Annotated in this window: 8 protein-coding genes; 2 read left to right on the top strand and 6 right to left on the bottom strand. The window is 74.0% G+C overall.

All coding sequences use genetic code 11. The annotated features are described in order from the left end of the window. Positions 1–66 precede the first annotated feature (66 nt). The 6 genes from O7607_RS26250 to O7607_RS30615 form a co-directional block, all read right to left on the bottom strand. Positions 67–1,296, bottom strand: coding sequence for an MFS transporter (locus tag O7607_RS26250; RefSeq protein ID WP_269705920.1), 1,230 nt, complete (start codon positions 1,294–1,296; stop codon positions 67–69). Positions 1,297–1,499: 203 nt separating this feature from the next. Then, positions 1,500–2,519, bottom strand: coding sequence for a mechanosensitive ion channel family protein (locus tag O7607_RS26245; protein WP_269705918.1), 1,020 nt, complete (start codon positions 2,517–2,519; stop codon positions 1,500–1,502). Positions 2,520–2,592: 73 nt separating this feature from the next. Beyond that, positions 2,593–3,861, bottom strand: coding sequence for a hypothetical protein (locus tag O7607_RS26240; RefSeq protein ID WP_269705916.1), 1,269 nt, complete (start codon positions 3,859–3,861; stop codon positions 2,593–2,595). A gap of 54 nt (positions 3,862–3,915) precedes the next feature. Continuing rightward, positions 3,916–5,541 carry a serine/threonine-protein kinase gene (locus O7607_RS26235; protein ID WP_269705915.1) on the bottom strand — a complete coding sequence of 542 codons (1,626 nt, stop codon included), beginning with the start codon at positions 5,539–5,541 and terminating at the stop codon, positions 3,916–3,918. A 292-nt stretch (positions 5,542–5,833) separates the two neighbouring features. Next, positions 5,834–7,621, bottom strand: a complete 1,788-nt coding sequence (locus tag O7607_RS26230; RefSeq protein WP_269705913.1) for a hypothetical protein — start codon at positions 7,619–7,621, stop codon at positions 5,834–5,836. Between the two features lie 41 nt (positions 7,622–7,662). After that, entirely contained in the window at positions 7,663–7,956 is a 294-nt protein-coding gene (locus O7607_RS30615) for a DUF4395 family protein (RefSeq protein WP_269705911.1), read from the bottom strand. Positions 7,957–8,238: 282 nt separating this feature from the next. Here O7607_RS30615 and O7607_RS26220 point away from each other — a divergent pair, with 282 nt between their 5' ends. Both O7607_RS26220 and O7607_RS26215 read left to right on the top strand, forming a co-directional pair. Next, positions 8,239–9,372, top strand: coding sequence for a peptidoglycan recognition protein family protein (locus O7607_RS26220; protein WP_269705908.1), 1,134 nt, complete (start codon positions 8,239–8,241; stop codon positions 9,370–9,372). A 258-nt stretch (positions 9,373–9,630) separates the two neighbouring features. Then, positions 9,631–12,816: a penicillin acylase family protein gene (locus O7607_RS26215; RefSeq protein ID WP_269705906.1), complete on the top strand. Its 3,186-nt coding sequence runs from the start codon at positions 9,631–9,633 to the stop codon at positions 12,814–12,816. Positions 12,817–12,844: the final 28 nt, after the last annotated feature.

The following is a 12,844-nucleotide window of genomic DNA, read 5'->3' as shown; positions in this document are numbered from 1 at the left end:
CGGGGTCGCCGATGTCCGGACCCACGCTAGGACGCGAGCGCGACCATTGGTCCCTTTTCTGGCGATTCATGCTCGACCGGTGAGGAGCCAGAGCGCCACCAGCACGTACGGCAGCACCGCGAACGCGAAGGCGGCCGCGTTTCCGACCGCACCGGCGAGCAGCCCGTACCCGGCGTAGAAGGCGACGATGGTCAGGTCGGTGGCCATCCCGGCCAGCGACGTGACGGTGGCCCGGGCCGACCCGGCGATCCGGGCCTGGAGCCGCACGTCGGCGAGCACGGTGGCCAGCTGGAACGCGGCGAACGCGGCCGCGAGCAGCAGGAACCCCGCCGGGTGCCGCAGCAGCGCCCCGGCCGCCGTCGCCCCGGCCGCGAACACCAGCAGACCGGCGTAGCCGCGGTGGGACAGCCGCTCGCCCAGCGGCGCGAGCAGCCCGCCCACCGTCATCCCGGCCCAGACCAGCAGGAGCAGCAGCGGTACGCCCACCTCCGCCGTGCCGGTGTCGGCGGCCAGCAGCCCGGTGTACTCGTCCAGCCCACCCCAGATCGCGGTCACCGCCGCGACCAGCAGCACGGCGGCACGGACGCGACTGTCGCCGCGTACCTCGCGCAGGCCCAGGCGCAGGCTGTCCAGCCAGCCGGGCTCGTCGTCACCCGGCTCGTCCCCTGGTGCGGCACCCCCGGGCGCGACGCTCGGCAGCGCCGGGACGAGTGGTGGACGGTGTTCCGGGAAGCGGGCCGCGACGGCCGCCGCCAGCAGGCAGGTCGCCACGCTGGCCGCGCCGACCGCGAAGTAGCCGCCGAGCGCGTACACCGGCCCGGCGAGCACCCCGGACCCGACCGCGCCGAGCACCTCGGCGGTGCGGGTCCGGCCGATCAGCCGGGCGTACCTGTCGGCCGCGCCGAGGCGTTCCAGCTCGGTGAAGACGAGCGCCTCCAGCGCGCCGGAGCGCAGCGCGCCACCGGCGCCCCAGAGCAGGAAGCCCACGGCGAACGCCGGATAGGACGGCAGCAGCACCCAGAGCGCGAACCCGGCGGCGGCGAGCAGCGGTGCCAGGCAGAGCAGCAGACGGCGCGACACCGCGTCCGCCCACACGCCGGAGGGCACCTCCAGCACGATGCCGGCGGCCGCCCAGAGCGCGAACAGTGAGGAGATCTGCCCGACCGACAAGCCGGTGTCGGCGAACAGGAGCACGTAGAGCGGGTAGAGCAGGACGAGGTCGGTGAGGAACGCGTACCCGTAGAGCGTCGCCGCCAGACGGCGGGTCGCTGGTACGCGGGCAGGTGCGACGAGCATGGAACCTTCCCACGGGACGTGACGGACACCGGTCGGAATGCACGGCGTCCGCGGCGGCCCGCGGCCTCGTCGCTCAGGTGGGCATCAACATCGCCAGGTCATGCCGGAATCCTATCCGCCGCGCGGCGCCCGGGTGGTCCCGCGACGGGCACGAAGCGGGGCGGGACCGTGCGGTCCCGCCCCGGTTCGTCGCGGCTGTCGGGTCAGCGGCGGAACTTCTCCACGTCGGCCTGCGGGATGACCATGGTGGCCTCGCTGTCCGTGGCCTGCTCGGCCGTCGTCTGGCGCGGCGTGGTCGGCTGGGTGCGCTCGGAGTCGGCGTACGCCGGAATGTGCTGCGTCGCCTCCGCGCCCGCCTGCGGCGGCACCGGCTCGGTGGCGTCCGCGGCGGCCGGGGCCGGCGGGGTGCCCTGGTACGCGGGCACCGGCTGAGTGCGGTCCGCCTCGGCGTCGCGGCTCACCGGCTGGGTCAGCTCGGAGTCCGCGTACGGGCCGGTGGCGGCCAGACGGGCCTCGACGTCACGACGGCCGGCCTGGTACGCGCGGGCGTGGGTGGCGATGGTGCGCGACTCCTCCTCGGCCCGGGTCAGCCAGTTCTCCCAGCGGCTCTGCATCGGCCGGACCAGCCCGCCGCCGACGCCGACGACCAGGATGCCGCCCACGGTGGCGAGCACCGCGATCAGCACCGGGGTGGTGACGGTGGTGGCGACGCCGATCTGGTTGAGCGCGGCGATGACACCCAGGCCCAGGATGAACACGGAGGCGAGGTTGGCCAGCACCCGGCCGTACGAGAGGCCGCCGAGCGCGCTGGAGATGATGTCCTTGACCGCGCGGGCGATGGCCGCGGCGACCACCACGATGACGATGGCGACGAACGCCCGGGGCAGCCAGGCGATCACGCCGGCGATCAGGTCGGAGATGGGGTTCGGGCCCCAGATGCCGAACGCGAGCTGCAGCGTGACCAGCAGCACGCCGTAGTAGGCCAGCTTCGCGACGATGTCGCTGGCGTCGTACTTCGAGCGGGCCAGCGCGGTCTTGATCCCGCCGCGCTCGACGGCCCGGTCGAAGTGGACCCGCTCCAGCACCTTGTCCACGAGCTTGAGCACGGCCTTGGCGATCAGCCAGCCGGCGATCAGGATCGCGACGAACGCGACCGCCTTGGGCAGGAACAGCATCACCGATCGGAACGCGTCGCCCACCGCGTCCCCGAAGTTGTCTCTCATCGAAGGGCCTCCACGTGCGTGGTCCAGGTTTGTTCGGGTGGGGCTACCCGGACCCGCGCGCGGGGAAACGCGGTCAGCCGCCGGGGCAGCGGTAGACGACGCGGGTGCTGGCCTGCGCCGTCGACGGTTCGATGATGTTGACGGTGGCGATCCCGGTGGTCGTACCGACGCCGGTGAACGTCCACTTGAGGGTGAGCACCGCGGTCTGCTGTCCGCCGCCGACCCGTTCGGTGAGCACGGCGCCGGGCGGCGCGTCGGAGCGGAACCACTGGTACCGGATCGTCCCGCCGCGCCCGTTGGTACGCACGGTGGCCACCACGTCGACAGTCACGTCGCAGGCGACACCCGCCGGCCGGGGCACCGCGACGGTGACCCCCTCGACCTCCAGCGGGCGCAACCGCTGCCACAGGTAGAGGCCGACCGCCAGCAACAGCACCACGGTGAGCAGCGTGGAGAGCACCGAGACGACGCGACGCCAGACCGGGCGCGGGCGGATCGGGGGTGCGGTGGGCCAGGGCGGCGCGGGCGGCGGCGTCGCCGGCACGCCCGGTCCGAAGCGCAGCTCGCCGCCCGGCGCCGGGACGCCACTCACCGCCCGCGCCTGGCCGGTCCGATCCGGGTACGCCCCGGCGCCGGTCGCCGTCCCGGTGGGGTGGCCTTGATGGGGTACGCCGGTGGGCTGCCAGGAGGCGGTCGGCTGCCACGACGCGGTCGGCTCGGCGCCGGGGCGCTGGGGCGGTTCCGCGCTCGGACGCGGGTAGACGGTGGCCTGCCCGGTCACGTTTCCCGCGGGAGGGCGCATGTGGACGGTCGCCTCCCCCGCAGCCTGGTCCGGAGCCGGACGCAGACTCACCGTCGGCTCGCCGGCTGGACTGCCCGGGGCCGCACGGAAATGGACCGTCACCTCCCCGGCGTCCTGGTCCGGAGCCGCGCGCAGGTTCACCGTCGGCTCCCCTGCCGCACCCTCCGGTGCCGGACGGGACGACGCTGCGGCCTCCTCGGCTCTGCCGTCCGGGGTGGGACGCAGGGCCACCGTCGGCTCCGCCGCCGCGCTGTCCGGCGCCGGAGGGAGATGGACGGTCGCCGCACCCGCGTCGTCCGCCCGGCCCGGCCGCAGGTGCACGGTCGGCTCGGCATCGGGCGGCGTCGGCGTGACCGAGGCGGATAGGTCCGCGGTGCGGTCGTCGGGGATCGCGGTCAGGTGGACCGTGGGTTCGGCGGCGGATGGCTGGTCGCCCACCGGCCCGGGGAGGTGGACGGTGGGCTCGGCGGCGTCCGCGTCACCGGTGATCGGCAGGGCACGGGTGGGCAGCGCCTCGGTCGGTTCGTCGGGACGGGTCACGCCGGCCGTCCCGGGGACGGGCTGCGGTGCGGGGCAGCGGGCACTGTCGTACTCCTAGCCGGGGGTGCAGTCGTGGTAGAGCGTCACGTACACCGGTGACGCCGAGGTGGTCGTGTTGCCGGCGGCGTCGGCGGCGGTGACCCGGACGGGGATGCGGACGCTGCGCCTGGGTGTGGACAGCGGGCCGAGCGTGCCGGTGAACAGCCCGCGCCCGGCGGCGGCCATCCGGACCGTGCCGGTGGCGCCGTCGAGGGTGTAGCCGAACGTGACGGTGAGCGCGGCCGGACCGCTGCGGTCGTCGGTGACGGCGGCGGTGACGGTGCTGGTCTTGGCGCCGTAGGGGCAGCCCTTCGGGTCCAGTTCACCCGGGTCGGCGCGGACGCCGTCCACGACCGGCGCGGTCACGTCCGGCGGCGGCGCGCTGGTGCTCGGGGACGCGCTGGGGGTGGGCGAGCCGGTACGGGTCGGCGTCCCGGTCGGGTCGGGGGTGTCCGGCGGCGTGGGCGGTGGTGGCGCGGCGGACGCGGTGGGCGGGGCGGGTGTCGGTGACGGGCTCGGCGTCTCGGCGCCGGTCGGGTCCGGTGTGGGTGCGCCGGTGATGGCGGGAGCGGCGCTCGCCGGGCCGGCGGTGGACGTGCCGTCGTGGGCGGCGTAGCTGTAGCCGGCGCCCCCGGCCAGGACGGCGGCGGCCACGGCGCCGGCGGCCAGGGCGGTACGGGTGCGGCCCTTGCGGAACCGTCCGCCCCGGCCGGTGGTGGTCGTGCCGAGTTCGGTGTGCGCGACGGCGGTGGCGCCCTCGGCCCGGTCCGGGAACGGCCACAGCGCGGCCAGCAGCACTGCCCGCCGGGCCAGCTCGCGCAGCCCTCGTTCCTGCCATTGCGGGCCGTAGCCGGTGCCGGCGACCTGTTCCAGCAGTTCCAGGAACGCCTCGGCGGACGGCGGCCGCTCGTCGGGGCGTTTGGCCATGCCGTGGCGCAGCAGGTCGTGCACCGGCGGGGGTGCCGCCTCGGCGGGGATCGGCGCGCTGGCGTGCTGGTCGCGCAGGGAGAGCAGGTCCGGTCCCTGGTACGGGGGCCGGCCGGTGAGGCACTCGAAGAACGTGGCGGTGGCGGCGTAGATGTCGCACGCCGGGGCCGCCGGGGCGCCGGTCCACTGCTCGGGGGCCATGTAGCGGGGTGTGCCGGACACCGTGGTGTCGGAGCCCTGACCGATCGGCATGGCGATGCCGAAGTCGGCGAGTTTGCTCAGCCCGGCGCCGGTGACCAGGACGTTCTCCGGCTTGTAGTCGCGGTGCACGACACCGTGGGCGTGCGCGGCGGCCAGGCCGGCGAGCGAACCCTTGAGGACGCAGAGCGCGGCCTCCGGCGTGGTCGGGCCGTGTTCGCGCAGCATCTGGCGCAGCGAGACGCCGTCGACCAGTTCCATCACGATGGCCGCGCCGTGCGGGCTCTCCACGTACTCGTAGAGGCGGCTGACGTGCAGGTCGTCGATCTCGCCGAGGAGCCGGGCCTCGGCGCGGAACGCGGTCCGGAACGCCGAGTCCTCGCCCAGGTCGCGGACCAGGTACTTGATCGCGACGTGGGTGCCGGTCGGGTCGTGGGTGGCGAGCACGACGCTGCCCGACGCGCCGGCGCCGAGCCGGCGGACCGGTGTGTATCCGGACAGTTCCCAGCCGCTCATGCGACAGACTCCACGGCGTCCCACGGGCGGATGTCGGACGCCGCCTCGCTCGTCATTCTCACCGGGCCGGTGCTGCCGGCAATCGCCGCAACGGCTGCTTCCGGTCGCCGGTCGGCGGCCGGGCGCTCGCGCGGCACGGCGCGGCGCGGTAGGTGGTCGGTATCGGACACACCGCCACGAGTACCAGACCCCGGCAACCGCCCCCACCTCGTCGATCATGAAGTTGACCGGAACAAAAAGGACAGACGTCGCCGCCAACTTCATGATCAACAAGAAGGAGCGGGGGCGTGGGTCAGAAGCGGCGGGGTGGGGGGATTCCGGCCGGTGGCGGGGTGCGCAGCAGCCAGACGGGGTTGCTCGCGCCTACTATCTCGCCGTCGCGGTCGCGTACCTGGGTGCGGACGTACTTGCCGGCGCCGACGCGCACCGGCAGGTCGTGCCAGCCCTGCCGCAACCGCCGCCAGGGCACCTGGTCGACCCGGACCGCCGGTGTCGGGTCCGCGACACCGGCCCGGTCGACCTCACCGGTGACCGTCTCCAGCGTGGCCCCGGCGGGCAGGTCGGTGGCGCGCAGCCGCACGGTGACGGTGTCCTCGGTGAGCACGGCGAGCGCGCCCATCGCGCTGCGGCCAACCAGTTCCAGGTCCAGCGCGCCCCGGTAGCCGGCCAGGTCGGCGAACCACGCCTGACCGGCACGCAGCGCCGCGACCAGGTCGTCCCGGCCGGTCGAGGCCGCCCACACCGAGGTGACGTTGCGGTCCCGGCCGGCCCGCCAGTCCGTGCCGTCGTGGTCGTCGGTGACCCCGACCGCGGTCAGCGGGATCGCGTTGCGGGCCGCGACGTCGTACGCCCAGAGGTGGTCCTCGACCGGCCGGCGTCCGATCTCGATCAGGTCGACGCCGAGCGCGTCGCGGCTGACCAGCAGGCGGGCCAGGGATTCGCGGCGTTCGGTGTCCAGCGGGTGGTTCCAGCACACCACGCCGCCGTGCGCGTGCAGGAACTCCACCATCCGTTCGGTGGCGTCGACGTCGTTGTCCCGGTACGGCGGGGACGGGAAGCGCGGCAGCGTGCCGTCGCCGCCGAACCAGTTGAGGTGCCGCACCATCGACACCTCGTACGCGCGGTGGTGGGTGACGCCGGAGTACGCGCCGTCGTAGCCGCGCAGCACCTCGGCGCGCATCTCCTCGCCCGCCTGGCCGGCACGGCGGGCGCGGTCGAAGACGAGCCGGTCCACCAGGTACGCGCCGCGCGTGCCACCGGCCGCTGTCACGCCGAGGCGCAGCCCGCGCAGCGAGTTGTCCCCGGCGACGATGTCGGGCCAGAGCCGCCGCACGTCGGCGAGCAGGTCGAACGTGTGCCGCCGCCAGGCGCCGGCCGGGGCGGGCAGTTCGACGGTGCCGTGGCGGCCGTCCACCGTGTGCCGGACCGTGTCCACGCCGCCGAGGCGGTAGCGCAGCACGAGTTGCCCGGCGGGCCGGCCGGGTCCGGCCGGGTGGTGCGACAGCGCGAGTTCCATGGTGAGCGTGGCGTCCCGGCCGGCCGCTTCGGGGCGTACGTCGAGGTGCAGTGTGGTGTCGGAGATGTTGGCGGTGTGCGTCCAGTTCCATGCCTTGCCCGCGTACCAGTGGGTGCCGGAACCGGCGGCGACCAGGCGCAGCGCGCGGCCCGGGCCGTCGGGGGCGTCCGGCGCGTCGACGAAGTCGGCGGCCGAGCCGGTCAGCCGTCCCTCGGTGGCGGGCTGCCAGGTCCAGGCCAGGCCGCCTTCGCGTTCCTCCGGGCCGTCGAAGTGGACGACCCGGCGGTGGTCGTGGGCGGCGACCCGGAAGTCGTGGTCGGTCCACCAGAGCACGTCGACGCCGTTGCGGCGGGCCTGGTCGAGGTGGGCGGCGTAGCTGGCGACGCCCTCGCTGAACGAGGCGTGCAGGTGCATCGCCATGCTGATCGGTCGACGGCCGCGCGGCGGGGGCGGCGGCGGGTCGTTCGTGGCGGCCAGCCCGACCGGCACGCCGATCCCGGCGACCACCAGCCCGCCTGCGGCCACGAGCACGCTACGCCGGTCCAGCCGCCCGCGACCCGCCATGCCTCTCCCCCATCCGCCGGGGCCAGCGTACGGGCGGACGGTCAGCGCGGGGGCACTGCCACCCGGGCGGCGAGCGGGCGCCCGGCCAGCCGCCGGATCGTCAGGTACGCCTCGCAGCCGAGGCAGAGCCCGAACGCCGCGTTGAGGAAGGCCGCGGCGAGCGCGGCGCCGGTGGCGGCGAGGCCGAGCGCGGGCAGACCGGTGCGGAGAACTGGAGCAGCGTGACCTCGCCGGGGCGTACGCCGAGGGTGGTGAGGGTGGCCCGGTGCGGCGCGTCGGTGGCCGATGGGCGCTTCCGGACGGCGCGTAGCCGCCCGTCGTGGCGGCGGCGCCACCAGCCGAAGGCGGTGGCGGCCGCGAGCACCGCGACGAGCACGACGATCCCGGTCAGGCTGGGCGACTGCACCGGCCCAGGCTGTCACGGCGGATCACGGAAGACCATGGTCTGTCCCGGTCAGCGGACGTGAGATCGCCTACTCCGGCGATAGGAACGGCCGAGGAACGTCGCTTTTGTCCTCTGGCGCGACGCGCGAGCTTGGCAATATTCTCCACCACGCGCTCAGTTGCTGCAGTTCCTTTACATCGCCCGGCGCCGGCCGGGCCATCGAGGAGGCGAGATGCACTTCGACCACCCCGAACTGGACCGCCGAACGCTGCTGCGGGCCGGCTTCGGCGCCGCGGCGGTCGCGGTCGTCGGGAGCGAGCTCGCCCTGCCGGCCGCCGCGCAGGCCGCACCGGGCGCGGACCTCGACTGGATCATCAGCTGCGACGAGTGGGCCGCCCGCCCGCCGGCCGACCCGCTGTCGGTCAGCGCGATCCCGACCAACAAGATCATCGTGCACCACATGGCGTTCCCGAACGTCACGGACTACTCCGAGGAGCACGCCAAGCAGCTCGCCCGCGACTGCCAGGACCTGCACATGGACGGCAACGGCTGGTCCGACACCGGGCAGCACTTCACGGTGAGCCGCGGCGGTCACGTCCTGGAGGGACGGCACGGCAGCCTGGACCGGCTGCGCGCCGGAGACCGGCAGATGATCGCCGCGCACTGCCCGGGCGAGAACGGGCGGGCCATCGGCATCGAGAACGAGGGCACCTACGTCACCGAGACGCCGCCGGAGGAGTTGCTCGACTCCCTCGTACGGCTGTGCACCGCGATCTGCCGGCAGTACGGGCTGCACGCCCACGACATCTTCGGCCACTGGGACTTCCGGGCTACGCTCTGCCCGGGCGCGATGTTCTACCGGGAGTTCCCGGCACTGCGCCGCGCGGTGTTCAAGCAGCTCGGCACCAAACTCGGCGACGTGCCGGCCCGCCGCTGGCCGGACATCTGGCGGTTCGTCGGCGGCCCGGTGGTCCAGGTCGCCCAGCGCTTGCTCGCGTTCCGCGGCTACACCGTGCCGGTCACCGGCGTGTTCGACGCGGCCACCGTCGCGGCGGTGCAGGACTGGCAGGCGCGCAACGCCATCCCGGTCGACATCGACGCCACGCTGACCGCGCCGACCTGGGAGGCCCTGGCTCCGGAGCTGGACCAGAAGTCGTCCGGCGTCCCGGTGGCCGCCGCGCAGTTCATGCTCGCCTCCAAGGGCTACGCCGAGGTGACCGAGACCGGCGAATACGACCACGCCACCCGCACGGCGGTGAAGGACCTCCAGCGCCTGCACGGACTACCGCCCAACGGCAAGATCAGCACCACCACATGGTGCGCGCTGGTGGGGGGTGTGGTGCGCCAGTCGTTCCACAAGCACTGACGGCGCACCGGCGGGGAGAGCGGTGGGGGTGGCAACGACGCCACCCCCACCGCGTCGTTGCGGGACGGAACGCGGCGAAACGTCGGCATTGACGGCTGGTGAACAACGGCTATCCCGGACGGCAGGGATACGCCGATCATTGCCCGCAGATAGATATGAGTCATTCTCACCTCCGGGCAGGACGCCCGGGCGCGGAGGCCGAGACGCCGTCAGCCGGGCGTACCGAACGGCCCTACTCCGCGTCCCCGGAGGATCGCCATGCCATTACCCGCCATCCGTGCCCGCCTCGCGGCGCTCACCGCCGCCGCCCTCACCGCGAGCGTCCTGACGGTCATCCCGCCGTCACCCGCGCTCGCCGCCACCACGTTCACCCCCGACGACTACTGCCTCGGCCAGTGCGCCGACATCCTGCCCCCGGGGCAGAACGGCAACGCCACACTCGCCGGCATCCTGGCCCACCAGGCGCTCGGCACCCGCCCCGCGCACTCCAGCGACCAGCTCGACGAGTACGCCAACCTGGTCTACAACTACGCCGGGCTGACCGACGAGCAGATCGCCCACTTCTACAACGACGCCTCGTTCGGCGTCCCCGACGCGCAGGTCGAGAGCAGGATCTCGCCGCGCTCGGACGTCACCATCGTGCGCGACAAGGCCACCGGCGTCCCGCACGTCACCGGCACCACCCGCGCCGGCACCATGTTCGGCGCCGGGTACGCCGGCGCCCAGGACCGGCTCTGGGTGATGGACCTGCTGCGGCACGTCGGCCGCGGCAACGTCAGCTCGTTCGCCGGCGGCGCACCCGGCAACCGCGAGCTGGAGCAGAGCGTCTGGGCCAACTCGCCCTACACCGAGGCGGACCTCCAGGCCCAGGTGGACGCGCTGCGCCTCAAGGGCACCCGGGGCCAGCAGCTCTACACCGACGTGGCGGACTACATCGCCGGCATCAACGCCTACATCGACAAGTCGATCGCCGACGACAACTACCCCGGCGAGTACGTGCTCACCGGCGCCGGCAAGCCCAAGCACTTCACCATGACCGACCTGATCGCCACCGCCGGTGTCATCGGCGGGCTGTTCGGCGGAGGCGGCGGCAACGAGGTGCAGTCCGCGCTGGTCCGGGTGGCCGCCCGGGCCAAGTACGGCCCGACCGAGGGCGACCGGGTCTGGGCGGCGTTCCGCTCGCAGAACGACCCGGAGACCGTGCTGACGCTGCACGACGGGCAGAGCTTCCCGTACGGCGCGACGCCGCCCGGCGCCACCAGCGCGGTGCTGCCCGACGCCGGCACCGTGGTCGCCGAGCCGCTCGCGTACGACGCCACCGGCGGGGCCGCCGCCCGTACCGGCAGCAGCGCCGCCACCAAGGACCTCCTCGGTGGCCTGTCCACCCTGCGCACGCACGGCATGTCCAACGCGGTCGTGGTCTCCGGCCGGCACACCACCACCGGTAACCCGGTGGCCGTGTTCGGCCCGCAGACCGGCTACTTCGCCCCGCAGCTGCTCATGCTCCAGGAACTGCAGGGGCCGGGGATCAGCGCGCGCGGCGCCGCGTTCGCCGGGCTGAACCTCTACGTGCTGCTCGGCCGCGGCCAGGACTACGCGTGGAGCGCCACCTCCGCCTCGCAGGACCTGACCGACACGTACGCGGTGCCGCTGTGCACCACCGACGGCAGCGCGCCGACGCTGCGCTCCAACCGCTACCTCTACCGGGGCCAGTGCCTGGCCATGGAGGTGCTGGAGAAGCGCAACTCGTGGTCGCCGACGCTCGCCGACTCCACCCCGGCCGGCGCGTACACGCTGCGCGCGCTGCGCACCAAGTACGGGCTGGTGTCCTACCGGGGGCTGGTGAACGGGCAGCCGACCGCGTTCACCAAGCTGCGCTCCACCTACCGGCACGAGGCCGACTCGGCGATCGGCTTCCAGGCGTACAACGACCCGGCGGCGATGGGCAGCGCGGCGGCGTTCCAGGCGTCCGCGGCAAACGTCGGGTACGCGTTCAACTGGTTCTACGTCAACTCGACCGAGGCGGCGTACTACAACTCCGGTTCGAACCCGGTGCGCTCCTCCACCTCCGACCCGAACCTGCCGATGAAGGCGGAGCCGGCGTACGAGTGGGCCGGCTGGAACCCGGACACCAACGACGCCACCTACGCCCCGGCGTCGGCCCACCCGCAGTCGGTCAACCAGGACTACTACGTCAGCTGGAACAACAAGCAGGCGCGCGACTTCGGCGCGGCCGACGGCAACTTCAGCTACGGCGCGGTGCACCGCGGTCAGCTGCTCGACGGTCCGGTGAAGGCGGCCATCGCCCAGCGCAAGCTCAGCCGCGCCGACGTCGTCCGGATCACCGCCGAGGCGGCCGTGACCGACCTGCGCGGTCAGCAGGTGCTCGGCGAGCTGCTGCGGGTGCTGGACAGCACGCCGGTCACCGACCCCGCGCTGGCCGCCGCGGTGAGCAAGCTGCGGGCCTGGCAGCAGGCCGGGTCGCGGCGGGTGGAGACGTCGCCGGGGTCGAAGGTCTACCAGCACGCCGAGGCGATCCGGATCTTCGACGCCTGGTGGCCGCTGCTCGCCGCGGCGCAGTTCCGCCCCGGCCTCGGCCCCGACCTGTACGGCGCGCTCGTCGGCGCCCTCCAGGTCAACGAGTCACCCTCGGGCGGTCAGAACGCGGCGCGCGACGGCACCGTGAACTGGGCGTCGCAGGGCCAGGCGCACAAGGGCTCGGCGTTCCAGTACGGCTGGTGGGGTTACGTCGACAAGGACCTGCGGGCCGTGCTCGGCGACCCGGTGGCCGGTGGGCTCGGGCGCACCTACTGCGGCAACGGCAACCTCGGCGCGTGCCGGCAGGCGCTGCTCGACACGCTCGGCCAGGCCGCGGCGGCACCGGCGACCACCGTCTACCCGGGCGACTCGTCCTGCGGGGCGGGCGACCAGTGGTGCGCCGACTCGATCGCCCAGTCCGGGCTCGGCGGCATCACCCACCCGCTGATCGCCTGGCAGAACCGGCCCACGTACCAGCAGGTCGTCTCGTTCCCGGCGCGCCGGGGTGACACGGTGACCAACCTGGCGCAGGGCCGTACCGCCACCGCGTCCAGCACCCAGTTCCTGACCAGCAACACCCCGGCCAAGGCCGTCGACGGCAGCCTGGGCAGCCGGTGGGCCAGCAGCTACAACGACAACCAGTGGCTGCGGGTGGACCTGGGCTCGGCCCGGACGATCAGCCGGGCGGTGCTGCGGTGGGAGGCCGCGTACGCCACCGGCTACCGGATCGAGGTCTCCGGTGACGGCAACTCCTGGCAGCCGGTGTTCAGCACCACCACCGGCAACGGCGGCGTCGACAACGTGACGTTCGCCCCGGTCAGCGCCCGCTACGTGCGGATGTACGGCGTCACCCGGGCCACCTCGTACGGCTTCTCGCTCTACGAGTTCGAGGTCTACGGGCGGTAAGGCGCACGCGACCGGCCGACGGGCGCTC

Origin of the sequence: Micromonospora sp. WMMA1949 (genome assembly GCF_027460145.1) — a bacterium.
In the GTDB taxonomy this organism is placed as follows: domain Bacteria; phylum Actinomycetota; class Actinomycetes; order Mycobacteriales; family Micromonosporaceae; genus Micromonospora.
This window is presented reverse-complemented; position numbering and strand designations above follow the sequence as displayed.